Below are 25,863 nucleotides of genomic sequence, written 5' to 3' on the forward strand. Positions count from 1 at the left end.
TGGTTCCTGAGAGGAGTTGTCCGGCACTGGATCGCCACCGCTCCGGACTCGTCCCGAGCGCGAATCAGCTGGCTACGAGGACAGGACGCGAGAGGCCCGCCGCGCCCCTGAGGGCTTGGCTATGCTGGGACGTCCGTATGACAGCGGGGGAGGCTGCTATGGCGAATCCGGACATTCAAGAACTCAGGTCGCAGGCCGCCGCGTTGCGTCGGCTCGCCGACCACGTCGAAGCGCTGATGGACCAGCCGCGTGCGTACAGCACGACGACGATGAAGAGCTGGTCCGGCCCCAACGCCGACGACGTGCGCGGAAAGCTGAACAGCTTCCGCACCACCTGCTCCACGGTCGCCTCCTCCCTCCGCGCCGAGGCGCAGGACCGCGACCAGAGCGCCAAGGACCTGCAGAACCCGAAGAAGTGAGATCGCCGTGGCGAAACCTAGCTGCCCAGCTAGCGTCGTGTTGCCCGCACCAGCACTCGCAGGGGGAGTCGCCAGTCAGCCACCGCTCTTGGCTGGTTACCACTACCTCACCGCGACCGCTGCGCTGATCTCGACCCCATTTGAGAGGAAGGGGCGAGGACGCGTCCGCCCCAGTGCCGGGCCAGCATGGCCGCAGAGCGGCGCGCGACCGGCCGCAGCCGCCGCCGACGTTCATGGGCTCGCCGGTATCCTCCGCGCCGACAGGAACCAATGGAGAGCAGACGATGAGCTTCAGAGGAATCAACGACGTCCAGGGGCCCAAACTTGCCGCTGCCATCGACGTGATGGGGGGCACCCTGTCCATTCAAGGCGGCTTGATCAATGGCATTCTCTCCAAATGGGAAGCCGGAGCCGAAGGTATGTCAAGTTTCCCCAGTAAGGCAACATGGGCGGAGGAAGAGGCTAGGGATCTGCGACGGCGCCTGGGGATAGCACAGGGAAACCCTGAGGCTGTTTTGATGTTCGCCAGCCTTGCCGGAGTGTTGGAAACCTGGCAGGAATTCAAGGAGGGCACTCTCAAGGACATCAAGACCCCGCTCAAGGTCCTCAAAATCCCGACGGCCATCGAGGCGTCGCTTCGCCTGTACAAGATGTGGGAGCAGGGGCAAAACATTGCGGGAGCCCGCGCGGTATTTGAGCTGAACAAGTATTTTGGGGTCGAGACATCTCGTATCGCGGCAAAGCGCGGAGAGCTCCTTCGTGAGCTGCTCAAGGCGCAGAGCATCAGGAATCTATATCACGAACCATGGAAGTGGCAGCAGAGCGTACGGAAATTTGCTGAAAGGCTCAAGATTCCGTACGCGTCGAAACTCTTCAACAAGGCGCCTGGAACTGGATTTCTTGCAACGCGGGTCCTCCTTCCCCTGAATATAATCAGCGGAGTAAAGGAGATGATCTTACCTACGCACGACGGGGCTCAGGGCTGGGTCGACCGCGGTATGGGTGGAGTTCAGGCCGCCGGTGCCGTTGCCGTGCTCGGCGGCGCGGGCATGGCAACCGCTCTGGGCGCGTCTGCCGCGGTAGCCGCTGCCGTCCCGGTCGTCGGCTGGGTTGCCCTTGGGGTGGCCGGCGCATACTTCCTTGGAAGTTGGGCCTGGGATAAATGGGGTGACGACATTAAGGACGGCGCCAAGAAGGCCTTGAATGCAACCGTGGAGCATGCAAAGAAAATAGGAGACAAGGCGACGGAAGTGTACAACGGGGCCAAGAGTGCTGTGACGAATCTTGTGCCGAACGCCATCAGGAAATATTCATTCTGGTAACAGGGGGAAGGGAATGATGAAGCCCGAGCTTGATGTGGAACTCGAAAAGTTTCGCAAAACCCTGGGGTCCGCACTCTCGGAGGGAGGAACCCAGCCACTACTCAGACTTACAGACGAGGAGCTCGCCATCCTCGACCCTGAGTCGATTCAGGAGTGCATTGCGCCCACTCCGCATCTTATGAAGATGGAAGCCGAGGAGCGAGATTGGGCACTCGCAACGGCGCTGCGGTCCTTGGTTTCACGGCAGGTCGTAGAAGTCTCCAATATCGGAGAGCTCGATGCGCTCATGCGCTCGGACGAGTCGTCGCAGACAACCCTGAGTCGACGCCCCGTCGATGTCGACATGAGGATCACCCCTGAAGTGAGTCTGGCTCTCACCTTGCGTCGGACCTCTTCTAGGGCATTGGCTGCCGAGCAGCACACGTCGAGTGGACTCGCGCATGCGTTCGTGTATGTACACGCCGACGACCTCTACCTCGTGGAGCGAGTCACTGCGGGTGGTCTGCACATGTTCACCCTGGCGAGCACGGCAAGAGATGCCGCAGAGCTAGTTCAGCTCCTGGTCGACCCCTTCGATGTCGCGGACAAGGACGGTCCGGTCGAACTGCTTGAGCCGGAGCACCTCAATGAAGGCCGTCTGAACGGCCCCCTCAACGACACCATCAACAACGCTCTCGTGGTCGGACAGATAGTGGCCCTGGCCGACGCCCCGGGGCCTCTGCTCACCACGTACGCAACGGACAAGGTTGTCTGGACTGTCTTCGTTGAAAAGCCCAACGCGCCTACGGGAATACAATCCCGATCCGTCGGGTCCACTACCCTCCATCAAATGATTGCAGAACTTGTCGAACCACCCGCACGCGCATCCCATTAAAATCTATAGAAGGGGATTTCCGCATGACTCGAGAGAGTGATTGCCGTGAGGACGTCCGACGACTGAAAAGATACGCGGAGGAAATCGAGAACGCCGCTGGAAACGTTCAGACGCTCTGCGGACCTGACACCTGGACAGGGCCGAACAGTGATCGTTTCCGCGGCGAGTGGTCGATCCGCAAGAAACAGATTGAGACGGCTCTCGCGAATGCGCGCACCGCGATCGATGACGCTCTCAAGCGAGTAGAGAAGGAAGAAGCCGAAAAGAAGAAGCCCACTACGGGAATGTAGGGAACTCCATGAGGGCAAGATCAAAGGAATCGTCAACGCGCCTCACCGAGGGCCGCAGGTTCATGGCCGTGGCCCTCGATGCGGCCCTGGCTGTGCTGTTCGGGCTCGGAGGAGGTGTCCTCGCGTTCGCTTCCGGCAGCTCGGACCCGCAAGCGCCGATCGCCTCTTGGTGGTGGGTGGCGATCCTGACAGTCGCCCTCGCGTTCTCTTTCTGTAACCACGTGGGACTTACCTTCGCCACGCGAACCAGCATCGGCAAGGCGGTCTGCGGCCTTCGTGTGGTGAGGGCGGTCGACAGCGGCCGCCCGCGGCTTCTCCAGTTGGTGGGACGCTGGCTGTTCGGCTTCTACTGGATGGTGCTGTTCGTCCCCCTCCATGTCCTAACCGATTCCGATGTTGAGCAGCAGGACGCGGTGGGGCTACGCGTCATGCGTCGGGGCGGCTGACGGCCCGCCTCGAACCCCATCACGATCGGGGCCGCTGTCATCACCGGCGCCATCTACGGTGGCACGAAGTTCGTCGAACACTGGGACGACATCAAGGTGGACATCGTGCACCTCCCGGTCGGATTTACTGTTCACCGCGGAGAGTTGCACGGTGGCCCGTCCTTGTTCAGGGCGCACGAGCGGTCCACCAGGGGCAACGCGATGGCGAGCCGGGCGCACATCGGCCAAGAGCGGCTACACCACTTCAAGGGACGCCATCCACCGCTGCGGCTGCGGCCTCTACAAGGGGGCCGGCCTGCTCGGTGTCGAGGAAGTCGTGACCGTGCTCCAGCAGTTCGCGGCCACGACGATGTGCGACATCTGTAATCCGATGGGCCGCCTCGCCAGCTGGGCATCGGATCTCCGATGAGGAGCCGATAGGGGGTAAATCGGGAGAGGAGGCGCGTGCAGAGTGCAGACCATGGGCCCGCGTCACCAGTCGATCGGCTCGCCGAGTTCGTGGCCCCGGCGGCGCAGGACATGGCCACGCCTGCCCGCCAGGATCGCCATCAGAGTCCACATCACCGTGCCGCCGACCAAAGTACCGAACTCGCCTGAGGCGTCGACGGTGTCGGCCTGCGCCATCGGTACCTTGCCGTCCGGATCACGAACGATGTCGAGCCGGTCGCCCACCTCTGGAGCCCCGGAACGACCCCGGTACGTCAGCTTCTCTTCCAGCTCGTTTCCGTCCATACCCCGAAGGGTGAGGCGGTGGTTCTTGCTGGACGTACCGGCCGCGCTGTCCGCCGCGACCACAACGCTCTCGCGTACGCCGAGGCGATCCAGGGCACCCTCGGGCGCGTACTGGACGGATCCGACGAGGACGAACAGCGAAGGCATCGTGGACAGCAACGCCAGCCACCAGGCGCGGTGGAGCAGGATCAACAGTACGGTGAAGGCAAAACAGAGGAGCACCCCGATCATGATGGGGATCCAGTTCGAGCCGAAGGTCACGTAGGCGATGCAGGTGTTAGCTGCGGCGATTGCCCACGCGAACACCACTAGCCCGACCGTCCTCCGCGCCGACCGCCACGGGCTGACCCCTGGTCCGGCCGTCCCGCTCGGTGGTGTGATCCGGCCGTTGCGTATCCCCGTTGACACTCTCACTCCTCGTCATGCCTGTCCGTGGCGCTCTGGCGTGTTGAGTCTGGGACGGTACAGGTCGTCAGACTGCTGATCCCCTTGAGGTCCGGTTTAGTCCTGCATTCGCAGGATCATTCGAGCAACCGGGACTTTGGTGATCTCCTCGACTTCGCCCTCGGCCTCGACGGCGAACTTGACCTCGACCGTGCACTCAACCCACCTGCGCCCTCGACTGTGCCCTCAACTTCACCCGCGAGTCGCCCTCACCTGAGACTCCACCCTCGCCGGCGCGTCAGCGTCGACATCCGCCCGTGCGGGGCTAACGCCAGCGCGACACACGTGAGAGCGCCGCCAGCCCGACGAAACTCGTGGCTGCGGCGCACGCCCAGTGGACGGTGATGCGCCACCGCCCGGGATCCCATCCCTGTGACAGTGGGTTCATGCTCACCGGTTGATGGCCTGGATTTCCTGGACCTTGATGTTCTGGGCGGCGCCGAAGGTGCCGTCGGGCAGCGTGCCGCCGCCCGTGCCCGTGCCGGTCCAGGAGACGCCCCAGGTGAGCGTGGACTCCAGCTTGTACGTGCCGCTGCCCGAGGAGCGGAGGTAAGTCAGCCCGCAGGGTGGGGTCTTGTCGGCAGAGCCCGCGGTGTACGGAGCGCCGATGCGGCCGTCTTGGAAGGTGCACTCCCCGGAGCCGGGGTGAAGCGTCGCGTCCTTCGTGCCTGGCTTGAGGCTGAGGGAGCGCGGGGTGGCCGTGGTGGTGGCCGAGATGTTGACGCCGGCGACGTTGAGGGAGGCCGTGACGGAGGCGGGTTTGAAGGTTGCCGAGTCGAGCCAGGCCCAGGTGGCGAGGTTGACCTTGGTGTTGTTCGCGGGGGCCAGTGTGACGCGTGTTTCGGGGACGTTGATCTGGTTGTACGCGAGTTGGGCGAGGATGTCAGGGGTGATGGCGTTCTCGACGTTGGGCGGGTTGCCGTTCTCGACCCAGAAGGGGAGTTTGCTGCAGGTCCAGGCGCCTGGTTCGTCCAAGCGGTTCTCGTCCTGGACGCCGACCCAGAAGGCGCCCTCGTCGGCCTTGTCGAGGTTGTAGTTCTTGAACTCGCCGTCCTTGTACATGTCCCGGAACTGGCCAGCGGCGGTCTTGGCGTAGCTGTGCTGCCCGGGGTAGTTGACGGTCGACTCGTAGAAGCCCTCGACGTACTTCTGGAACTCCGCGGCCGCGCGGGGTTCGTACCAGCAGGCGGGCGGGGTCCAGTTGCCAGCGGCCGTGAAGGAGCCACTATTGGCGCTGGTGGAGCCTCCGGTGGAGCCCGTGAAGGTGACGAGCGAGGTGAGGGCGCGCCCCTCGGACTTGCCGCTCGCCCCGGTCTTACCGTCGGAGCCACCAGGGAGGATCTCCGCGTAAGCGCTCTGGACCGTGAGTGCCGAGGCGCCTATGAAGATGCAGGCAGCCGCGAGCGCGCTGCTTCGACTCATGGCGTGCACGACTGGTGTCCTTTCACCGAAGCCATTTTGGTGGTCTGCCACACACCCTGCTTGTTCAGTTCGAGGCGGGTGCTGTAAAGGATGTAGTTGTTCTTTGTCGCCGGGGTCTTGTTGACCTTCCCCGAAGCACGCTCCTTGCCGAATGCCTGGCTCTCGTCGGAGCAGTACACGAGGCCCGCAGAACTCTTGTCGAACAGCTCGATCTTGGGGTCGTAATAGCGCACCGTGCCGGTGTACGTGAGCTTGGCGTCCACGAACTGCTGTACCCACTGCATTCCACTGATCAGGGCGTCGCCCTGACGGTAGAAGGCCATCGCCTTCTCTTCAGGATTCCCTTGCGTCACAGCGAAGTTGGTGGCTACGCGCGCCTGGGCGGCGTCGCTCAGGATCCTGTCCTTCGTCGCATCCCCGGTCTTCCAGCCCTGGAACTCGTCCATGACGTCGGCCGGGAGCGTGATCTTCGGGCGCTCGCTTCCCGGCGTAGCCGAGGGGCTTGGCGCCGCCGACGTAGGTGTCGTGTCGACGCCGCCGATCTTGTCGCCGGCGTTTGGCTGGCCGGTGCCGCCGCAGGCGGTCAAGGTGAGAGTGGCCACCGCGGTGAGCGCGGCAGCAACGGGCAAAGATCGGCGGTTCACTGGCAACTCCCCGTGGGACAACTGAAGTCTCGAGCGTTCTGACGCTATCGGGGTGGTGGTTGGTTTCGCCACGGCGAACACCTCACCGTTACCAGGCCGCTGGCCCACTCGCGTGGATTCGGCCGTTACGTGCCGAGTGCCGCCGCGCGAGGATCAGCCCGACGAAGCCCGCGACCGCGAGGGCGGCGCACACCCCGCCGTCCAGAACGGCCAATGCGGCCACGCGGGGTCCTGGTAGCCGGCTTTGTACGGCGTCCTCGTGCAACTCGTCGCGGTGTCGCAGACGACGTGCTTGCCCGCGCAGAGGAACAGGCCCAGCAGCCAACCCGCGAACGCCAGCGCCGCGAACAGGAGCGCTGCGGGTGCGGTGTACCAGGTCGCGTGCGGGCGTATGGGCGGGGGATGGGGAGTGCGGCGAGCCCCACCCGACCTCCAGCGTGGCGGCGGTCACGGTCGCCGCCGACCCGAACGGCTTCTGCATCCGCAGGGAGCATAAGGGCGCCCTCGCGAGGCTCCATGTCGAATTGCGCCAGGCGTACCCTGCCGTGCGGAGCGCGTTCGCGCTGATCAGGGGCCAGGTAAGAGCGGACGGCCGTGCGTCAGCCGGAGGACGCGTCCCCCTCGGGCGCCTCGGCGGGTGGTTGCGCGGCGACGAAGCTGCCCCGCTGCGGAAGGGTGATCACCCATCCCTCCGAGCGCAGCAGAGCGACTGCCTGCCGCGCCGTGTCCCTCGCGACGCCGTAATCCGCGACCAGCTTCGACTCTGACGGGATCGGGTCCTTCGGTCGGAGTTCACCGGACTTGATCCGCTCACGGATGACTCGCGCCACCTGTTTGTAGATGGGGGTCGGATCAAAACGGTCGATATCCATGATTAGGACGTTAGCTACGTGTCATACGCTGAGCATATGGGCAACGTTGTAGACGAGGTAGACAAGGTCTACGAGTGAGGCTAACGTCCACAGCAAGGACCCCCGCGACGGGTGCAACCGTCCGGGGGCGTGGCCAACGCTGCAAAGGAGCGTCGACATGTCTGACCTTGTCCGCGCCATCGCCCTGTGGGCGAGGCTGGTGTTCGGGCCGCGTGGCAGCGGTCGGCACCGCGCCCGCGCCGCCCTGCGGGTGGCCGACCGGGTCCCCGTATGCCCGACTTCGAGTACGGCGGACGCGTCCCCGCGTCCGGGGCCCGCACGGCTTCCCGCCCCCCGTTCCCCCTACGGGCTCGACGTGCCGCTGAACGGGTACGAGACGGCCATGGTCCGCCCCTACCTCCTTGCCCATGACCAGCGGGAGGAGCGGGCGCGGCAGCGGCAGCGGCGGCTCGCCCTGGTGCTGGCGGCGGACTTCGGTATCGATCTGGACATCCGGGTCATGCACGGGCTGGGGGTGGCGTGATGGCGGAGGTCTCCGAGACTCCCCAGTCTGCGGCGGCTCCGGTGTGCGGTGCGCGGCGGCCCGCCTCGGAGCGTCCCGGGCCGGTGCGTCACCTTCCCCCGTGCGTCCTTCCGGGCGGGCACGAGGGTGACCACCTGGATGCGCCCGGAGCGACCTGGCCGTGCCTCACCGAGGCGCCCGCCACGGACGCGGACGCGGCGGCGTGCGAGGTGTGCGGTTCGACGGCCGGGCCGCACGTGACGGTCACGACCGGTACGACGGGCGGCGTGCGGCGGCAGTGGGTGTGTCAGCCGTGCGCGGCCAGTGGCGGTGCGCCGGGGGCGCGGAGGCCGGTGCGGATGTGTGTGCGCTGCGGCCGGATCACGACTGCCCCGGTCGTCGTCTCCGAGGTGCACCAGAACTCCGGGCCCGGCTTCAACGTCTACGCCTGCCCCGACTGCGCACCGCACTTCCCGCCCTTGCCGGACGTGCTCCACCTGCTCACGCCAGGCTGGCGCAGCCGGGCAGAGGGTGAACGGTGAATTCGGGCCGCACGATTCAGTAGGTCCGCGAGGACGCGGCACGCTCCGGCCGGGCCGGGGAGTGCGAGATGGGCGAGCGCTCTTCCGTCGCCCGCAGGACGTGTTCGGGAGCGGTGACCCCCACCACGCGGAGCGGCTCCTCTTCTCAGTGAGGTAGCGCGTGCACCTGCCACCAGCCCACGCCCCAACGGCCCGTAGCGGCTCCTCGTTCGGCCGTCCGCCCACCCCTGGGAGCGGCTGGCGGACGGCCCGTGGACCCCGCCGGCCAAGTCCACGGCTCGGACGAAACCGGCGGGCTGTTACGAAGGGTCCGGTGTTACGCCGCGTGACGCTTCGCCAGTTGCAGGAGCGCGTCTCGTGTGCGGGCGTCGCCCATCTTGTTGACGATCTGGATCGTCCAGCCGTCCGCGCCGCGCTTGGCGGTGGCCATGACGCACGCGTTCTTGCGGCTGTCGATGTCCGGCCAGTACGAGCCGAGCAGCGTTCCGCTGGGGCCGCCGTCGTAGACGTTGAGCGTGACCGCCTCGACCTTGTCGAAGGAGACACCCTCCTTGTAGGCGGACACGATGAACACGAGCGCGTCGACCTGGGCCGGAATGTCGTCGAGCCGTGCGACGACGGTCTCGTCGTCACCCTTGCCCCGGCCCGTGGTGTTGTCCCCGAGAGTGGTCAACGAGCCGTCGTCGAAGGCGTCTTCGTTGTCGAACCACGCCATCCGCACGGCTCGGCCTCCGGACAGGGCGACGCAGGCGAGATCGAGGTCGGTGCCCTTCGCGCGCTTGAGCTTTCCGCGCCATCCCTTCTGGCCGCCGCCGGAGGTCTTCCAGGCAACTCCCGCCTGAAGTATGGAGATGCCGGTCAGGTGTTCCGCGCCGGCGCTCTTGGTCAGGTCCAGCATGCGATTCCTCTCGGGTGGGTGCGTTTGCGGAAGACTCGCGGCGAAGCCCGGCCCCCGTGGCCGTAGGGTACTTGTCGGCCGATCAGGTGAGTGAGGGTGAGGCGGAGCCGTCGTCATGGGCAGGCCGCTGAGGCCCTGCGGCTGCGGCACGCAGGCCTGCCGTTGGGGTGCGCGGCGGTTGTCGTGGCGGTGCACAGCATCGGGGCCGGCTATACGCCTGTGGCCGTGATCGCGGGGGTGGAGCCTGCGCACTACGGCGGGTTCGGTGTCGCGGTCACGGACCTGAACCGCTGATCCACCGAGTGGCCGGATCCGGATGCGGGGCCACGTCAGAAGGCCCGCTCGACACTGCCGAACTGGGCGCCGGCCTGATTCCCGACCGGCGCCCAGCGCCTGACCTGCGGCGTCAGCCAGTGCTCTCGGTGAAGAGGTCCTCGGCGGTGGTGACGGTCAGGGCGCGGTCGAACCAAGTGTCGAGCGCGTCGAGGTCGGCGCAGGTGGAGACCTGCTCGCGAACGGTGTCGGGGGTCTTGACGCCGCGCCTTTCCAGGATGCGCAGGATGTCTTCGGCGCGGCCTTGGACGAGGCCCTCTTCCCGGCCCTCCGCGCGGAGGCGCTGGGAGGTCTCGGAGCGGAAGAAGGCGAGGTCTACGGTCATCAGATGCCTCCAGAGCTTGGCGGCCGGGGCGGCGCCCAGGCCGAGTTCGGTGAGTTCGGCGAAGATCTCCGCGGTCTCCGTGTCGATGGTCTTCAGGGCGGCGGCCAGGGCCTTCAGTATGGCACCGGCGTTCGTATCTTTACCGTGTGTGATCGCCGAGAGTGTCGCGAGTGGGATGTCCTTGGCCGCAGCGACCGGGTCGGTGATGGGCGGGACGTTGTGCGGCCCCAGGACGAGGGGGCGGACGGTGAAGGTGGGCCAGTACGTGGGGCCGAAGGTGAAGGGGCCGGCGGCCCAGGTGGCGGTGCCCTTGTCCTGGCAGGTGATGAGAAGGACGGACGGGAGGCGGTACTTGGCGTGGAGGTGGGCGGCGTAGTACGCCCAGCTCGCGGGCTTGCCGGTGTCCTTCCTCCCCTGTGCCTCGACGGCCAGCAGGTAGCTGTCGTCCGAGAGAGTGTCGATCTTCAACAGGGTGTCGACGCGCCGTTCCAGGGGCCTGATCTCGGTGAGGTCGGTGGGCATGAGGGACACCTGGACCGGGTCTGGGAAGGGCAGGTCGAGAGCGCGGAAGGTCCGGGCGAAGACTCCGGGGTCCTTCTCGAAGATGCGGTGCATCGCTTCATGGGATGAGCTGACCATGTGGCGGACGGTAGTGATCCTTCGGCAAGCCGGTCCGGCATATGCCAACCCCTCCCTCGAAAGAGCGGCCGCCAGGCCTGAACCCGCCGTCGCCGACCCGGTGTTGGCAGGGCGGTCGAAGGTGGGTGGGGGGAGTCCTCCGGCTGTCGGTGCGGGTACCTGTGACTTCGCTGTGGCGCCGCGCGTGAGGTTCGGGACCCGGAACCCGCCTTGAGGGGTCTATGTGCTGCTGCTACGGTGCGATGACCTGACGTATGTCGTAGGTCCGCTCAACTCGCCGACAACTCCTGAAGCGTTGGCAAATGAGCGAATTGGGTTCAGTGGGCACGGGGGAGCGGTCGCGTGAGGGTCCAGGAGCGTACGGGGGCGGGGAACCACAGGAGTTCCGGGCCCGCCCAGCACGTCGGGGAACGGCTCCCCACACCCCCGCGGGAGCGCAAGCCCGCCCTGGCGGCGCTCGCCGTCCTGCTCATCCTCGTGGGCGCGCTCGGCGCCACCGTGCTCGTGCTGCGCGCCGGGGAGCGCATCGAAGTCGTACGGATCACCAAGGACGTTCCCGCCGGCAAGTCGGTGACCGACGCCGCCATCGCGCCCGTCATGGTCGCCGACGACCCGGACATCAACTACGTCCGCTGGGAGCAGAAGGACGTCCTCAAGAAGCTCCAGACCAAGAACACCCTCGTCGCGGGCACCGTCGCCATCGGTGAGATGTTCTCGGACAAGGCCGGGCTCCCCGACGGCAAGGCCTTCGTCGGGCTCTCCCTCAAGGAGGGCCAGTACCCGGTCGGTCTGAAGGTCGGTGACAAGGTCTCCGCCTACCGTGTCGGCGGCGACGCCGGCAAGAGCGACAAGGGCAGCGGATCCAACACGCTCCTCGTGCAGGACGCCACGGTCAACGACATCCTCGTGGGCGACGGCGACTCCGTCGGCAGTGGCAGCCTTCCCGTCACCGTCATGGTCAACGGCTCCGAGATCGCCGAGCTGACCCAAGCCGCCGCCGCGGGCGAGGTCGCCCTCGTGCTGGTCCCGTCGAGCAGCGGCTGATCCACGGGCGCACAGGAAGCAGCTGAAGACATGGCGCTCATCGCTCTCGCCGCCGACAAGGGTTCGCCCGGTGTCACCACCGCGGCCGTCGCCCTCTCGGCCGTCTGGCCACGCCGGGCGCTGCTCGCCGAGGCCGACCCGGCCGGCGGCGACCTCGTCTACCGCGGCCAGGCCGCCCACGGCGGCCCGCTCAACCCCAACACCGGCATGTTGTCCATCGCCGCGACCGCCCGCCGAGGCCTCGCCCCCGACCAGCTCTGGGACCACTCCCAGACGCTCTCCGGCGGCCTCGACGTCCTCGTCGGCCTCGGCTCCGCCGAGCAGGCCGCCGGGCTGGCCGGTCAGTGGCCGCTGCTCGGCCGCTCCTTCGCCGCGCTCGCCGACTCCCCGCAGGCCCCCGCCGACGTCATCGCCGACTGCGGCCGGATCAGTGGCGAGTCCCCTGCCCTGGAGCTGTTCGCACACGCCGGCCTCGTGCTGCTCATCGCGCGTACGCAGCCGGAGTCCATCGCCCGCGTACGGGACCGGGCCCTCGCGCTCGCCAACCGTCTGCACGGTTCACACCGTGGCGCGGCGCAGCTCGCCACCCCGCTCATCGGCGTCCTGCTCGTGGCCGACCCGGGCGACTCCTCCAAGGTCGCCAACCAGGTCAACAGCATGCTCATCGGCTCGCAGTCCGGCGCCCGGGTGCTCGGTATCCTCGCCCACGATCCTGCCGGGGCCGAGCAGTTGGCGGGGCGCAGACGCGGACGGCTCGACAAGTCGCTGCTGATTCGCTCCGCCCGCCAGATCTCCCGTGATCTCTACCAGAGTTACGGGGCCGGCTGGTCGGCCGCTCCCGACCAGGGCGCGGGACGATGAGCGTCGACCATCAGCTCGTCAAGCGCTTCCGGCAGGAGGCGGGCGACCGCGTCTCCGAACAGCGGCGCCTCGACCAGGTGTCCGGGGTCACCCCGATGTCCGGCGAGGACGAGCGGCAGTACGCCCGCGCCGTCATCGCCCAGATACTGGAGGAGTACGCGCGGGCGGAGATCAACGCCGGCCGGACTCCCTTCGATGCGGAGACCGAGGAGCAGTTCGCGGCCGCCGTGCACGCCGCGCTCTTCGGCGTCGGCCGGCTCCAGCCGCTCCTCGACGACCCCGAGGTCGAGAACATCGACGTCAACGGCTGCGACCATGTCTTCGTCGGTTACGCCAACGGCGCCGAGGTACGCGCAGACCCGGTGGCCGAGACCGACGAGGAGCTCATCGAGCTGATCCAGGTCCTCGGCGCCTACTCGGGCCTGTCCTCGCGCCCCTTCGACTCCGCGAACCCTCAGCTCGACCTACGGCTGCCCGACGGCTCGCGCCTCTCGGCCGTCATGGACGTGACCCGCCGCCCCGCGCTCTCCATCCGGCGGGCCCGCCTGGGCAAGGTCTTCATGTCAGACATGGTGGGCAACGGCACGCTCACCCCGGAGCTCGGCCACTTCCTGGCCTGCGCGGTCCGGGCCCGTAAGAACATCATGATCGCGGGCGCGACCAACGCCGGAAAGACCACGCTCCTGCGGGCGCTCGCCAACGAGATCCCGCCGCAGGAGCGACTGATCACCGTCGAGCGTGCTCTGGAGCTCGGCCTCGACCAGTTTCCCGACCTGCACCCGAACGTCGTGGCCTTCGAGGAGCGGCTGCCCAACTCGGAGGGGCAGGGCGCCGTCATGATGTCGGAGCTGGTGCGCCGTTCACTGCGTATGAACCCCTCGCGGGTCATCGTCGGCGAGGTCCTCGGCGACGAGATCGTCACCATGCTCAACGCGATGTCGCAGGGCAACGACGGCTCGCTCTCCACGATCCACGCCAACAGCTCCAGCGAGGTCTTCAGCCGTATCTCCACGTACGCGCTCCAGGCCACCGAGCGGCTGCCCATCGAAGCGAGCCAGATGCTGGTGGCCGGCGCCATCAACTTCGTGGTCTTCGTCGAGCGCCGCAACAACTTCCACAACGGCGGCACCCTGCGCCGTATGGTCACCTCCGTACGCGAAGTGAACGGCGTAGACGGCCGCGTGCTTTCCAGCGAGGTCTTCGCGGAGACCCCCGACGGCCGGATCGTTCCGCACGCCCCGATCTCCTGCGCCGACGAGCTGGCCGCGTTCGGCTACCACCCCAGCGGATCCTGGGGGTGAGCGGAGAGACATGAACGGTATCTCCTCCATGGGCGGCGTCTTCTCCCTGCCCGTCCTGTACGCCCTGGTCTGCGGCGTCGTCGTCGGCGGTGGCCTCGCGCTGCTCGTCCTCGCGCTGCGCGGCCTGCCCGTGAAGGCCGAGCACGAGAAGACCAGATCGAGTGAGCGGCTCGCCGAACTGGTCCGGTTCGCGGGCCGTCGGGGCTCGCTCGCCATCGGTGTCGCGCTCGTCGTCCTGCTGCTGACCCGCTGGGCCGTCATGGGTATCGCCGCCGGTGTCCTGGTCTTCTTCTGGGACCGCCTCTTCGGCGGAGCCGCGGAGGAGCGGGCCGCGATGCGCCGGGTCGAGGCGCTGGCCTCCTGGACGGAGTCGCTGCGCGACACCATCGCCGGCGCCGTCGGCCTGGAACAGGCCATCCCGGCCTCGGCACGGGCCGCGACGCCTGCGCTGCGGCCCCATCTGGACGCGCTGGTGGACCGGCTGCGGGCCCGTACGCCGCTGCCGGACGCCCTGCAGACGCTCGCCGACGAGATCGACGACGCCTCCGCGGACATCATCGTGGCCGCCCTGATTCTGAACGCGCGGCTGCGCGGTCCAGGTCTGCGGCAGGTCCTCGGCGCGCTGGCCAAGTCCGCCCGTGAGGAGGTCGACATGCGTCAGCGAGTGATGGCCCAGCGGGCCAGCACGCGGCGCAGCGTCCAGATCGTCGTGGGGGTGAGCCTCGCCTTCGTCGCCGGACTGTCCATCTTCAACCGGGACTTCGTCGCCCCGTACGGCACACCGCTCGGCCAGGTCGTCCTGGCGTGTGTGTGCGGCCTGTTCGCGCTCGGCTTCTGGTGGCTGCGCAAGCTGTCCACGATCGAGACTCCCGAGCGATTCCTGGTCCGTGACGAGCCCCCGGTGCGGTTCGAGCGGCCGCAGGTGCCGTCCGCCCGCAAGGAGGTGGCACCGCGATGAACCTCACCCTGCCGGTGGTGATCGGGGCCGTCCTCGGTCTCGGCGTCTACACACTGGTACGAGCACTCGTGCCGTCCAAGCGGGGCGCGGTCGCGACCGTGGCCCGGATCGACGCGATGCGGGCGCGTGGAGTCGCGTACGAGTCGAGCTTCCGGCGCCCGGTGAACGGGCGTCCGGGGCGGCTCGGCGCGCTGCGGGAACGCGTGGGCACGCGGGTCGCCGACTTCTTCGTGCAACAGGGCTGGGAACTGCGTTCGCTCCGCTCCGATCTGGCGGTTCTCGACCGCAGCTGGGAGAACTTCCTGGCGACCAAGGTCCTGCTGAGTGCGGCCGGGCTCGTCTTCGGCCCGTTCGTGTTCGCCGTGGTCTGGACGCTCGGCTTCGGCAGCGGTCCGGTCGTGCCGATCTGGATGGCTCTCGCCTTCGCGGGCATCTTCTTCTTCCTGCCGGACCTCGAAGTACGGCGCGACGCGGCGGCCAAGCGCCGTGACCTGCGCCGTGTCGTCGGGGCCTACCTGGACCTCGTAGCCATGAACCTGGCCGGTGGGCGCGGTCTGCCCGAGGCGCTGATGGCCGCGGCCGACGTGTCCGACGGCTGGGCTCTGCGCCGGATTCGCCACACCCTCGCGGACGCCCGGATCACCGGCACCAGCCAGTGGCAGGCGCTGGGACGGCTCGGTGAGGAGTTGGGCATCGAGGAGCTGAAGGACCTGGGGGCCTCCCTCGGGCTCGTCGCCGACGACGGCGCGAAGGTACGCGAGTCGCTGTCGTCCAGGGCCGAGACGATGCGCCATCGGGAGATGGCCGAAATCGAAGGTGCGGCGGGCGAGAAGTCACAGTCGATGCTCGTCGCCCAGTTGCTGCTCTGCGCCGGCTTCCTGGTCTTCCTGATCTTCCCGGCTGGGATGCGTGTCTTCCAGGGAGCCCTTTGACCTGGGGCGACGCCCCCACTGCCATTTCTTCGAGAGGACCCGAACGATGAGCAAGTTCCGTCTCAGCAACCCGGCCACCGATTTCCTTGTCACGTTTCTCCGGGGGCGGGTCCAGCGCGCCCGCTCGGGCGAGTTGGACCGCGGTGCGTCCGCCGTCGAGTGGGTGATCATCTCCGCCGTCGTCGTGGCGATCGTCGGCGTGGTCGCCGTCGTCATCAGCCGGGCTCTCGAAACCGGCGCCGAGAAGGTCGAGAACTGCATCACGGGCGCCACCGACAGCGGCACGTGCAAGTAGGGCTGAGCACGGATCGGTGGCCGCCGCCATGAACCGACTCGCGGATCGCCTGCGCACCGCCGTACGCCGCCGGGTGGAGGCTGCCTCCACCCGCGGCGATTCCGGCATGTCCGCGGTCGAGTTCGTCTTTCTCACCCCTTTCCTCTTCTTCCTGATCTTCGCGACGGTGCAATTCGCCCTGTACTCCTTCGCGGATCACGTGACGCAGGCCGCCGCCCAGGCGGGTGCGCGCGAGGCCCGGACGCAGGCGGACGAGAACCCGGGCTGGAGGGGAGAGGCGTCCGAGGTCGCCCACAGCTACATCGACCAACTGGGACCGCAGCTGGTCCTCGATCCCACCGTGCGGACGTACGCGGTGCAGGACTCGGTGGGCGTCGAGATCACCGGGAGGGTGCCGAGCGTCTTCCCCGGCCTCGACATGACGGTCCACGCGCGGTCGCAGGGGCCGATCGAGCGATTCGTGCCGGAAGGGGGCTGACGCCGTAGTGCTGAACCGTGCGCGCGCATGGATACCCGAACGGTGCGGCGAAGAGCGCCGGGCCGACGACCGGGGCATCTCGACCGTCGAGGTGGTCATCATCGCCCCCGTCGCTTTTCTCCTCGTCCTCGTCATGGTCGCCTTCGGCCAGCTCGTCGAGGGGCGGGGCGCGGTCGACGGCGCCGCTCGCGACGCGGCCAGGGCCGGTTCGATCCAGAAGGACAGCGGTGCGGCCCACACCGAGGCGAGGAGGGCGGCGGAGGCCGACCTCGCCGATGTGTGCGTGGGCCCGGTGACGGTGACGAAGACCAGCGCGGGCTTCGAACCCGGAGGGTTCTTCACCGTCGAGGTCAGCTGTCAGATCCGGGGCCTGGCCATGCTCGGCCTCGACATCGAGACCAGGATCACCGGCCGGTCGACCTCGCCGCTCGACCCCTTCCGGAGGGCGGCGTGAGAGGGCCGTACAGAGTACGCGCCCGGCTCCGGGAGGGCCGGGACCAACTCGACGACCGGGGCTCGGGCGCCGGCGCCCTCATCCTCTTCGCGCTGGTCTTCATGACCTTGGCCGCCTTCGTCATCGACGGCGGGCTGCTGATCTCCCAGCGCGAGCGGGCCGCGGACATCGCGGAGCAGGCCGCCCGGTACGCGGCGCAGGACATCGACAAGGAGTCCCTGTATGACGGTTCCGGCGGCGGGGCTCCGATCAACTTCGCGAACTGTGATGCCCGGGTACGCGAATTCGTCCGGGAGACGGGTATGTCGATCCCCGACGCCTCGGCCTCGGGGTGCGTGTCGGCCGATGCCCAGCGCGTCGAGGTCGAGATCCAGCTCACCTACGAGCCGGTCCTGGCCGGTGTCCTCTACGGCGGTTCGATGACCGTACGAGGCAGATCGGTCGCCGAGTCCGTCGCCGGGTAGAGCGCCCGGCCGCCCGGCCGAGCTGGCCCCTGGCGCCACCAACCCGGGCCCCACCACCCTCCTCCACAGGAAGCCTGCCATGGCACCCACCACCTCCTCCCGTACGAGCAGCGGTCCGCGACCGCCCCGGTGCACCTTCGGCGACTTCGCCAAGGCGTTCCTCGCGTTCCTCGCGCTGGCCGCCCTCGTCGTCGGCGTACCCGGAGCGCTGGCGTATTTCGTGGGCTGGCCGCTGCCCGACGAGATGCCCTCGCTGGACATGCTCCAGCGGCAGATCACCGTCAACACCTTCATCAGCGTGCTGACGGTGGTGGTCTGGCTGGCCTGGGCACAGTTCACCGCCTGCGTGCTGGTCGAGGTGAAGGCGGTGGTCTCCGGGGTCGGCATGCCCTCGCGTATCCCCGGAGCCGGCGCGAGCCAGGCGCTCGCCCGTCAGTTGGTGGCGGCGCTGCTCCTCGTGACCGCGAGCGCGGCGAGCTTCGCGCCCGGTCTCTCGCAGCTCGGCCAGACGCTGGAGGAGCAGCACCGCCCGGCGGTGGCGGCGGCGGCCCAGCAGACCCCCGGCCAGCTCGTCCAACAGCAGGCGCAGGCGCAGGCCGCCGAGCGCGCGCGGGAGGCGGCGCGTGCGACGCAGGCCACTGAGGGGCAGGGCACGAAGTTCTACCGGATCCAGCCTCCGGAGGGCCGTCACCACGACTCCCTGTGGGAGATCGCCGAGCGCCATCTCGGCGACGGCCGCCGGTACGGGGAGATCTACCAGCTCAACAAGGACCGGGCACAGCCCGACGGTTCGAAGCTCTCGCAGGCGAGCCTCATCCGGCCGGGCTGGATCATGGAGTTGCCCGCGGACGCGTTCGGCGGCGATCTCGTCGAGATGCCCGACGAGGCGCCGAAGGTCTCCGAGGAAGTACGCCGGCAGATCGGGGAGTACATCGAGACCGGCGACCGCGCGCACGTTGAGGGTGGTGCCGGCGGGAAGCAGCAGGACGGCGGACGGCAGGGCGGGGGCGGTGCCGTGGACACCGACACCACCCAGATCGCCCTGCCCGAGCAGCGGCCCTCGCGGGAGCGGCCCGCCGCCCCGGACTCCGGCACCGACTCCGGCTCGGACGTCGCCACGGTCACCGACGGCTCCTCCTTCGGTCTCCCCGAGGCCCTCATCGCCTCCCCGCTCCTCGCCGCAGGACTTCTCGCCGCGCTCGGCCGCCGCCGCCGTACGGCGCTGTGGCAGTCCGCGATGGCCGCCGTCACTGGTCGTACGGGCATGGAACCCCCCGCACCCACCGGCGCCGCCGCCGACGTCCACGACGCGCTGATGGTCGGCGCAGACCCCGAGGCCGTACGTCTCCTGGACCAGTCCCTGCGCGGGCTGTCCGCCACGTTGGAGGCCGAGTCCCGGCCCCTGCCGGTCGTGTACGCGGCCTGGCTGGCCGAAGGTGAACTGCACCTCCAGCTCGCCCAGCCGGAGAACCGTCCGCCCGCCCCCTGGCAGCAGGGCCAGGACCCGACGTTCTGGCGCCTGGAGCGCTCCGCCGCCCTCGCGTACGCCACCGCGGACGCGAGCAGCGACACCGCCGCCCCGTACCCCGGTCTGGTCAGCCTCGGCACCCTCGACGGCTCCCGACTGCTGCTCAACCTGGAGTCCGTGCCCGGCATCGTCTCGCTGACCGGGGCCGAGCAGGACCGGGCCGCCGTCATGGCCTCCATCGCCGCCGAGCTGGCCACCAACGGCTGGTCGGACCGTATGACGATCACCCTCGTCGGCTTCGGCGAGGAGCTCGGCGCGCTCGCACCCACCCGGCTGCGCCACCTCGCCGGTGTCGAGGACCTCCTGGAGGCCATGGAGGCCGAGACCCGGCAGCGGCGGGGCGCGCTCGGTGCCGCCGGGCACGACTCGGTCCTCACCGGCCGCACCGGCCACACGCAGAACAACCGCTGGGCGCCGCACCTCGTCCTGCTCGCCGCCGAGCCCACCGATGCCCAGGCCGCGAGGCTCGCCGAGCTCGCGGCCGGTGCGGGCCGTCTCGGCCTGGGCTACCTTGTCGGCACGGAGCGGGGGGAACTGCCCGGCGCCACCTGGGAGTTGGAGATCAACGCCGAGGGGCGTCTGCTCGCCCCCCTCCTCGGCCTCGAACTCGACGCCCAGATGCTCCCGCGCGCCCAGCACGAGGCCGTCGTCCAGCTCTTCCGAGACGCCGAGCCCGGCGACGACCCGAACCCGGACCCGTCCACCGCCCCCTTCCTCGTCGACATCAGTGAGCGGGGCCGTCCGGCGGTCTACGCCCGTCTCGTCGGGCCGTACGAGCTCATCGGCCTCGACGCGCCCGACAGCGACCGCGGCGTCCTGATGCACGAGGCCCTGGCCCTGCTCCTGCTGCACCGCGAGGGCGTGCACCCACGCGTGCTCGCCGCCTCTCTGTGGCCGCGCGGCGCGACCGAGGACGTACGGGACGCGCTCATCGAGCGGCTGCGCGACTGGCTCGGCTCCGACCCGGACGGCTCGCCGCGCCTGCGGCCCGACGCGGCCGGCCGCCTCACCCTGGCGCCGTCCGTCGTCTCCGACCTGGACGTGCTGCGCTCGCTGCACCACGAGGCGACGCAGGGGAAGGGCGCGGGCAGCGCGACCGTACGGGAGCGGCTGCTGACCGACGCGCTCGGCCTCGTACGCGGTCCGCTGCTGGCGAACCGGCCGGAGGGCCGCTATGGCTGGCTCTCGCACGAGATCATCGACGCGCGACTGCCGCTGCTCGTCGCGGATGTGGCGCTCGCCCTGGCCGAGCACCACCTCGGCCGGAACCAGCCAAAGCCGGCCATCGTCGCGCTGACCGCGGGGCTGTCCTCCTCGCCGACGGACGAGCGGCTGTGGAACGAGCTGCTCCGCGCGACCCATGCCGCCGGAGACACCGCCCGTCTCAGCGAGCTCGCCGCCTCCCTCGTCGCGAACGGCGGCTCGCGCGGCCTGCCTCCGCGGACGGAGGCGCTCCTGGACGAGCTCCTCCCTGCCTGGCGCGTCGGCCTTGAGTCGGCCGGCTGATCCCGTGACGGCCCCGCTGCTCGCATGGCCTGCCGCAGTGGTCACGGAGTGAGGGCACAGCGGCCCGCGACAACGTCCGGGTGCCGGGGTGCTGTGAGGCGAGTACGGCGCCCTCGCGTAGGCTGGTTCAGCCCGCCAAGAAGCCCAAGAACCCCTCCGAAAGGGACGCACCCGGTGACCGAGAAGGCCGACCTCCAGTCCGTGCTCGACCGTGCCGCCGAGGGTGGCCGGATCACCCCCGAGGAGGCGCTCGACCTCTACCGCTCCGCGCCCCTGCACGCGCTGGGCGTGGCCGCCGACGCGGTGCGCCGGCGCCGGTACGCGGGGACCGAGCACATCGCGACGTACATCATCGAGCGGAACATCAACTACACGAACGTCTGCGTGACGGCGTGCAAGTTCTGCGCCTTCTACGCGCCGCCCAAGGACACCGCCAAGGGCTGGACCCGCGACCTCGACGACATCCTGCGCCGCTGCGCGGAGACCGTGGAGCTCGGCGGTACGCAGATCATGTTCCAGGGCGGCCACCACCCGGACTACGGCGTCGAGTACTACGAGAAGCACTTCGCGGCCATCAAGAAGGACTTCCCGCAGCTGGTCATCCACTCCCTCGGCGCGTCCGAGGTCGAGCACATGGCCCGGATCTCGGGCGTCTCCGTCGAGGAGGCGATCACCCGGATCCACGCGGCCGGCCTCGACTCCTTCGCGGGCGCCGGCGCCGAGCTGCTCCCGGCGCGGCCACGGAAGGCGATCGCCCCGCTCAAGGAGAGCGGCGAGCGGTGGCTGGAGATCATGGAAATCTCGCACAAGCTCGGGGTCGAGTCGACCTCCACCATGCTCATGGGCACGGGTGAGACGAACGCGGAGCGCATCGAGCACCTGCGGATGATCCGTGACGTACAGGACCGGACGGGCGGCTTCCGGGCCTTCATCCCGTACACGTACCAGCCCGAGAACAACCACCTCAAGGGCCGTACGCAGGCGACGATCTTCGAGTACCTGCGGATGATCGCGGTCGCGCGGCTCTTCATGGACAACATCGCCCACATCCAGGGCTCCTGGCTGACCGTCGGCAAGGAGGCCGGCCAGCTGTCGCTGCACTACGGCGCCGACGACCTGGGCTCGATCATGCTGGAGGAGAACGTCGTCTCCTCGGCGGGCGCCAAGCACCGGTCGAACCGCCTGGAGATCATGGACCTGATCCGCAAGGCGGGCCGCGTGCCCGCGCAGCGGGCGACGACGTACGAGCACCTGGTCGTGCACGAGGACCCGGCGAACGACCCGGTCGACGAGCGCGTCGTCTCGCACATCTCCTCGACGGCGATCGAGGGCGGTACGGCCCACCCCGAGCTGAAGCTCCTCGACGCCAACTGAGGCCGCCGTGCTGACGATCCACGTAGCCGAGGCGTCGCCCGAGACCGCGGTCCTGGTCGACGGCGCGCACCTCGCCGCCGTCGGCCCGTTCGAGGACCTGGTCGCGGCGCGCCCGGAGGCACGGGTGCGGCGGTGGCCGGGCATCCTCACGCCGGGGCTGCTCAACCCGTACGCGCCCGAGCTGCTCGAAGGCATGTACCACCCGGACCCGCGGGAGGCCGACGCCTTCGGCACCGAGCCGATCACGGGGGAGCGGGCGCAGCGGATCTTCCGGGCCGACCCGTCCCGGCGGGCCGCTTCGGCCCGGCGCGGCGTGCAGCGGATGCTGGCGCACGGGACGGTCGCCGTCGCCGGTGAACTGCGCGGCCGGGGCGCGGTGGACGCGGTGCGGCGGGCGGGGCTCGTGGTCGGCCGGCGCCCGGAGGTGCTGCCGGGGCCCCCGTCCTTCTCCCCGGTGCCGCTGGTCCTGCTGCCCCGCCTGGCGCCGGGCGGCCCCGCCCGCTTCGCCGTCTTCGACGTCCCCACCCCCGCGGCCCTGGTCCGCCACGGCGCCTCGACCTGCGTGGCCACGGTCATCACCGGCCGCCTGGTCCACCGCCGCCGCTGAGCACCCCCGGGCATGCCGCCGTCGTCGTGGTCGGGGCGCCTGCGAGAATGGGCCCGCACCGCCCGCACCGCCCGAACCGCCCGTACCCGAGTCTGCGAGGCCGAACGCCAGTGACCCGCGCATCCCTGGACAAGCAGCCGCACGAAGTCGCCTCGATGTTCGACGACGTCGCCGCGAACTACGACCTCACCAACGACGTGCTCTCGCTCGGGCAGGACCGCCGCTGGCGCAAGGAGGTCGCCAAGGCGGTCGACGCCCGCCCGGCGCAGAAGATCCTGGACCTCGCCGCAGGGACAGCCACGTCCTCGCAGCCCTTCGCCCGCGCGGGCGCGTACGTCGTCCCCTGCGACTTCTCGCTCGGCATGCTCCAGGTCGGCAAGAAGAAGCACCCGTGGATGCCGTTCACCGCCGGCGACGGCATGAACCTCCCCTTCCGCGACGACGTGTTCGACGCCGTCACCATCTCCTTCGGGCTCCGCAACATCCAGGACACCGAGGCCGCCCTCCGCGAGCTGTACCGGGTGACCAAGCCCGGCGGACGCGTCGTGATCTGCGAGTTCTCGCACGCGACCTGGGCGCCGTTCCGCACGGTGTACGAGGAGTACCTGATGCGCGCCCTCCCGCCGGTGGCCCGCGCGGTCTCCTCCAACCCGGACGCGTACGTCTACCTCGCCGAGTCCATCCGCTCCTGGCCCGACCAGCCGACCCTCGCCGGCCTGCTCCAGAAGGCCGGCTGGTCGAAGGTCGCGTGGCGGAATCTCAGCGGAGGCATCGTCGCGTTGCACCGAGGGTTCAAGGCCGCCTGACACATGGAGCCGAACTACCCGGCGGTTCTGAAGCAGATCGCGTCGGAGATCGCCCCGCTGGTCGGGGCCGGAGCCCCGGCCGCGTACATACCGGCTCTCGCGTCCGTGGACCCGGCGCAGTTCGGCATGGCTCTGGCCGACGTCGACGGCGGGCTGTACGGGGTCGGGGACTGGCGCACCCCGTTCTCCGCGCAGTCGATCACCAAGGTCTTCGCACTCGCCCTGGCGCTCGCCGAGGGCGGTGGCAGCCTGTGGGAGCGGGTCGGCAGAGAGCCGTCCGGCAACCCGTTCAACTCACTGGTGCAGTTGGAGTACGAGAACGGCATCCCGCGCAACCCGTTCATCAACGCGGGCGCGCTGGTGGTCACCGACCGGCTGCAGACCCTGACAGGCGACGCGAGCAGTGAGGTGCTGGAATTCCTGCGGCAGGAGAGTCAGAACCCCGACCTGCGCTTCGACGCCGACGTGGCGGCCTCCGAGCACGAGCATGGTGACCGCAACGCCGCCGTGGCCCACTTCATGGCCGCGTACGGCAATATCGACAACCCGGTGCCGTCTCTGCTCGAACACTACTTCTGGCAGTGCTCGATCGAGACCAGCTGCGCGGACCTCGCCCTCGCCGCCCGTCTCCTGGCCCGCCACGGCCTGCGGGCGGACGGCTCCCGTCTCCTGTCCCGCAGCGAGGCCAAGCAGATCAACGCGGTGATGCTGACCTGCGGAACGTACGACGCGGCGGGCGAGTTCGCCTACCGCGTCGGGCTGCCCGGGAAAAGCGGAGTGGGCGGTGGGATCGTCGCGGTGGTCCCGGGTCGCTGCGCCCTCGCGGTCTGGAGCCCCGGACTGGACGCGCGGGGCAACAGCGTGGCGGGCGTCGCAGCCCTGGACCGTTTCACGACCCTGACCGGTCTGTCGGTCTTCTAGGGCGGACGGCGGACGTAGCGCGCCCGTCCGCCCGAAGGGCGGGCGCTCGTGCGGCCACGGCTCCGACACGTCGCGGTCCGGCCCACGCCGGGCCCTTCGGTTCGCTCTCTCTCCCCCTGCATAGACTGCGGATGTCCCGTGCTGTACCGGCACCCCCCATCGAGCCTTCGGGAGATCCCGCAGTGACCGAGCAGCCCCTCTCCGAGCACACAGCGGATGTGATCGTCGTCGGGGCCGGTCCCGCCGGCTCCACCACCGCGTACTACCTCGCCAAGGCCGGACTCGACGTCCTGCTCCTGGAGAAGACCGCGTTCCCCCGCGAGAAGGTCTGCGGCGACGGCCTCACGCCCCGCGCCACCAAGCAGCTCGTCTCCATGGGGATCGACATCTCCGAGGAGGCCGGCTGGCTGCGCAACAAGGGCCTGCGCATCATCGGCGGCGGCGTCCGGCTCCAGCTCGACTGGCCGGACCTCGCCTCGTACCCGGACTACGGACTCGTCCGCAAGCGCGACGACTTCGACGAGCAGCTCGCGCGCCAGGCGCAGAAGGCCGGCGCCCGGCTGTACGAGCGCTGCAACGTCCAGTCGCCGATCATCGACGACCGCACCGGCCGCATCACCGGCGTGACCGCCAAGCTCGGCGAGGAGAAGCGCGAGGTCACCTTCCACGCGCCGCTCGTCGTCGCCGCCGACGGCAACTCCACCCGGCTCTCCCTCGCCATGGGCCTGCACCGGCGCGAGGACCGGCCGATGGGCGTGGCCGTACGGACGTACTTCACCAGCCCCCGCCACGACGACGACTACCTGGAGTCCTGGCTGGAGCTGTGGGACCGGCGCGGCCCGCAGGACCGCCTGCTGCCCGGCTACGGCTGGATCTTCGGCATGGGCGACGGCACCTCCAACGTCGGCCTCGGCATCCTCAACTCCTCCTCCGCCTTCAAGGAGCTGGACTGGCGCGAGGTCCTCAAGGCCTGGTGCGCCTCGATGCCGGAGGACTGGGGCTACACGCCCGAGAACATGACGACCCCGATCCGGGGCGCGGCCCTCCCGATGGCCTTCAACCGCCAGCCGCACTACACCAAGGGCCTGCTGCTCGTCGGTGACGCGGGCGGCCTGGTCAACCCGTTCAACGGCGAGGGCATCGCGTACGCCATGGAGTCCGGCCAGCTCGCGGCCGACGTCATCGTCCAGGCGCACGCCCGCGCGACCCCGGCCCAGCGCGAACTGGCCCTGCACAACTACCCGAAGATCCTCAAGGACACCTACGGCGGGTACTACACCCTCGGCCGCGCCTTCGTGAAGATCATCGGCAACCCGAAGATCATGAAGATCGCGACCCAGCGCGGCCTGACCCACCCGGTCCTGATGAAGTTCACGCTGAAGATGCTGGCCAACCTCACCGACCCGACCGGCGGCGACGCGATGGACCGCATCATCAACGGCCTCTCGAAGGTGGCCCCGAAGGCCTGAACGCCCGCCGGTAGTCGGACGGGGACACCCCGACCGACCGTGTGAAGTGGCGGCGCAGATTCGCCGCCGTACCGAGCCCGCTGCGGTCGCCGATCTGCTCCACCGGCAGGTCGGTCGACTCCAGGAGCGTCTGGGCACGCGCGTCGAGACGTTCCGTAAGT

The 25,863-nt window shown here is 69.2% G+C and carries 29 protein-coding genes; 22 read left to right on the forward strand and 7 right to left on the reverse strand.

Annotated elements, in window-relative coordinates:
• The first annotated feature begins 158 nt into the window (after positions 1-158).
• The 5 genes from Q5762_RS19925 (at position 159) to Q5762_RS19945 (ending at position 3,351) form a co-directional block, all read left to right on the forward strand.
• Positions 159-419: a hypothetical protein gene (locus Q5762_RS19925; RefSeq protein WP_315893517.1), complete on the forward strand. Its 261-nt coding sequence runs from the start codon at positions 159-161 to the stop codon at positions 417-419.
• A 284-nt stretch (positions 420-703) separates the two neighbouring features.
• Entirely contained in the window at positions 704-1,741 is a 1,038-nt protein-coding gene (locus Q5762_RS19930) for a hypothetical protein (protein WP_315893518.1), read from the forward strand.
• 13 nt (positions 1,742-1,754) lie between these two features.
• Entirely contained in the window at positions 1,755-2,615 is an 861-nt protein-coding gene (locus tag Q5762_RS19935) for a hypothetical protein (protein ID WP_315893519.1), read from the forward strand.
• Positions 2,616-2,638: 23 nt separating this feature from the next.
• A complete protein-coding gene (locus Q5762_RS19940) occupies positions 2,639-2,905 on the forward strand; it encodes a hypothetical protein (protein ID WP_315893520.1) in 267 nt (88 codons plus the stop codon).
• Positions 2,906-2,967: 62 nt separating this feature from the next.
• Positions 2,968-3,351, forward strand: coding sequence for an RDD family protein (locus Q5762_RS19945; protein ID WP_315893521.1), 384 nt, complete (start codon positions 2,968-2,970; stop codon positions 3,349-3,351).
• 471 nt (positions 3,352-3,822) lie between these two features.
• On the opposite strand, the gene Q5762_RS19950 is transcribed toward Q5762_RS19945, so the two are convergent.
• The 4 genes from Q5762_RS19950 to Q5762_RS19965 all read right to left on the reverse strand — a co-directional run bounded on the left by Q5762_RS19950 (position 3,823) and on the right by Q5762_RS19965 (position 7,465).
• Positions 3,823-4,392 (reverse strand): hypothetical protein, encoded by a 570-nt coding sequence (locus Q5762_RS19950; RefSeq protein WP_315893522.1) that lies wholly within the window; start codon positions 4,390-4,392, stop codon positions 3,823-3,825.
• Between the two features lie 525 nt (positions 4,393-4,917).
• On the reverse strand, positions 4,918-5,949 hold the full coding sequence (locus Q5762_RS19955) for a hypothetical protein (protein ID WP_315893588.1): 1,032 nt from the start codon (positions 5,947-5,949) through the stop codon (positions 4,918-4,920).
• Positions 5,946-6,593, reverse strand: coding sequence for a hypothetical protein (locus Q5762_RS19960; RefSeq protein WP_315893523.1), 648 nt, complete (start codon positions 6,591-6,593; stop codon positions 5,946-5,948). Before Q5762_RS19960 ends, Q5762_RS19955 begins: the two co-directional genes overlap by 4 nt.
• 599 nt (positions 6,594-7,192) lie before the next feature.
• Positions 7,193-7,465: a winged helix-turn-helix domain-containing protein gene (locus Q5762_RS19965; protein ID WP_315893524.1), complete on the reverse strand. Its 273-nt coding sequence runs from the start codon at positions 7,463-7,465 to the stop codon at positions 7,193-7,195.
• Positions 7,466-7,622: 157 nt separating this feature from the next.
• Here Q5762_RS19965 and Q5762_RS19970 point away from each other — a divergent pair, with 157 nt between their 5' ends.
• Entirely contained in the window at positions 7,623-7,988 is a 366-nt protein-coding gene (locus Q5762_RS19970; RefSeq protein ID WP_315893525.1) for a hypothetical protein, read from the forward strand.
• An 83-nt stretch (positions 7,989-8,071) separates the two neighbouring features.
• Complete coding sequence (locus Q5762_RS19975) at positions 8,072-8,509, forward strand: hypothetical protein (protein ID WP_315893526.1); 438 nt, start codon at positions 8,072-8,074, stop codon at positions 8,507-8,509.
• 316 nt (positions 8,510-8,825) lie between these two features.
• On the opposite strand, the gene Q5762_RS19980 is transcribed toward Q5762_RS19975, so the two are convergent.
• Together Q5762_RS19980 and Q5762_RS19985 are read right to left on the reverse strand one after the other, a co-directional pair.
• Positions 8,826-9,407 (reverse strand): TerD family protein, encoded by a 582-nt coding sequence (locus Q5762_RS19980; RefSeq protein WP_315893527.1) that lies wholly within the window; start codon positions 9,405-9,407, stop codon positions 8,826-8,828.
• A gap of 406 nt (positions 9,408-9,813) precedes the next feature.
• Positions 9,814-10,704, reverse strand: coding sequence for a hypothetical protein (locus Q5762_RS19985; RefSeq protein WP_315893528.1), 891 nt, complete (start codon positions 10,702-10,704; stop codon positions 9,814-9,816).
• A 342-nt stretch (positions 10,705-11,046) separates the two neighbouring features.
• On the opposite strand from Q5762_RS19985, the gene Q5762_RS19990 reads away from it, so the two are divergent.
• The 15 genes from Q5762_RS19990 (at position 11,047) to Q5762_RS20060 (ending at position 25,702) form a co-directional block, all read left to right on the forward strand.
• On the forward strand, positions 11,047-11,748 hold the full coding sequence (locus tag Q5762_RS19990) for a hypothetical protein (protein WP_315893529.1): 702 nt from the start codon (positions 11,047-11,049) through the stop codon (positions 11,746-11,748).
• Between the two features lie 30 nt (positions 11,749-11,778).
• Positions 11,779-12,609, forward strand: a complete 831-nt coding sequence (locus tag Q5762_RS19995; RefSeq protein ID WP_315893530.1) for a hypothetical protein — start codon at positions 11,779-11,781, stop codon at positions 12,607-12,609.
• On the forward strand, positions 12,606-13,910 hold the full coding sequence (locus Q5762_RS20000; RefSeq protein ID WP_315893531.1) for an ATPase, T2SS/T4P/T4SS family: 1,305 nt from the start codon (positions 12,606-12,608) through the stop codon (positions 13,908-13,910). The genes Q5762_RS19995 and Q5762_RS20000 overlap by 4 nt, the downstream gene beginning before the upstream one ends.
• A 10-nt stretch (positions 13,911-13,920) precedes the next feature.
• Positions 13,921-14,868 carry a type II secretion system F family protein gene (locus Q5762_RS20005; RefSeq protein ID WP_315893532.1) on the forward strand — a complete coding sequence of 316 codons (948 nt, stop codon included), beginning with the start codon at positions 13,921-13,923 and terminating at the stop codon, positions 14,866-14,868.
• Entirely contained in the window at positions 14,865-15,800 is a 936-nt protein-coding gene (locus Q5762_RS20010) for a type II secretion system F family protein (protein ID WP_315893533.1), read from the forward strand. Before Q5762_RS20005 ends, Q5762_RS20010 begins: the two co-directional genes overlap by 4 nt.
• 46 nt (positions 15,801-15,846) lie before the next feature.
• Positions 15,847-16,095, forward strand: coding sequence for a hypothetical protein (locus tag Q5762_RS20015; protein ID WP_315893534.1), 249 nt, complete (start codon positions 15,847-15,849; stop codon positions 16,093-16,095).
• A gap of 28 nt (positions 16,096-16,123) precedes the next feature.
• Positions 16,124-16,573 carry a pilus assembly protein gene (locus tag Q5762_RS20020; RefSeq protein ID WP_315893535.1) on the forward strand — a complete coding sequence of 150 codons (450 nt, stop codon included), beginning with the start codon at positions 16,124-16,126 and terminating at the stop codon, positions 16,571-16,573.
• A 7-nt stretch (positions 16,574-16,580) separates the two neighbouring features.
• Positions 16,581-17,027, forward strand: coding sequence for a TadE/TadG family type IV pilus assembly protein (locus Q5762_RS20025; RefSeq protein ID WP_399495207.1), 447 nt, complete (start codon positions 16,581-16,583; stop codon positions 17,025-17,027).
• Positions 17,024-17,491: a pilus assembly protein TadG-related protein gene (locus tag Q5762_RS20030; RefSeq protein ID WP_315893536.1), complete on the forward strand. Its 468-nt coding sequence runs from the start codon at positions 17,024-17,026 to the stop codon at positions 17,489-17,491. The genes Q5762_RS20025 and Q5762_RS20030 overlap by 4 nt, the downstream gene beginning before the upstream one ends.
• A gap of 79 nt (positions 17,492-17,570) precedes the next feature.
• Positions 17,571-20,525, forward strand: coding sequence for a BTAD domain-containing putative transcriptional regulator (locus tag Q5762_RS20035; protein ID WP_315893537.1), 2,955 nt, complete (start codon positions 17,571-17,573; stop codon positions 20,523-20,525).
• A 174-nt stretch (positions 20,526-20,699) separates the two neighbouring features.
• A complete protein-coding gene (gene mqnC, locus Q5762_RS20040) occupies positions 20,700-21,899 on the forward strand; it encodes a cyclic dehypoxanthinyl futalosine synthase (protein WP_315893538.1) in 1,200 nt (399 codons plus the stop codon).
• 7 nt (positions 21,900-21,906) lie between these two features.
• Complete coding sequence (locus tag Q5762_RS20045) at positions 21,907-22,506, forward strand: hypothetical protein (protein WP_315893539.1); 600 nt, start codon at positions 21,907-21,909, stop codon at positions 22,504-22,506.
• A 110-nt stretch (positions 22,507-22,616) separates the two neighbouring features.
• Positions 22,617-23,312, forward strand: a complete 696-nt coding sequence (locus Q5762_RS20050) for a demethylmenaquinone methyltransferase (RefSeq protein WP_315893540.1) — start codon at positions 22,617-22,619, stop codon at positions 23,310-23,312.
• A gap of 3 nt (positions 23,313-23,315) precedes the next feature.
• Positions 23,316-24,233 (forward strand): glutaminase, encoded by a 918-nt coding sequence (locus tag Q5762_RS20055; protein WP_315893541.1) that lies wholly within the window; start codon positions 23,316-23,318, stop codon positions 24,231-24,233.
• A gap of 131 nt (positions 24,234-24,364) precedes the next feature.
• Positions 24,365-25,702 (forward strand): geranylgeranyl reductase family protein, encoded by a 1,338-nt coding sequence (locus Q5762_RS20060; RefSeq protein WP_315893542.1) that lies wholly within the window; start codon positions 24,365-24,367, stop codon positions 25,700-25,702.
• On the opposite strand, the gene Q5762_RS20065 is transcribed toward Q5762_RS20060, so the two are convergent.
• Positions 25,668-25,826, reverse strand: a complete 159-nt coding sequence (locus Q5762_RS20065) for a hypothetical protein (protein ID WP_399495208.1) — start codon at positions 25,824-25,826, stop codon at positions 25,668-25,670. The two genes, Q5762_RS20060 and Q5762_RS20065, sit on opposite strands and share 35 nt — an antisense overlap.
• Between the last annotated feature and the right edge of the window lie 37 nt (positions 25,827-25,863).

This window comes from Streptomyces sp. P9(2023), from assembly GCF_032436795.1.
Taxonomy (GTDB): domain Bacteria; phylum Actinomycetota; class Actinomycetes; order Streptomycetales; family Streptomycetaceae; genus Streptomyces.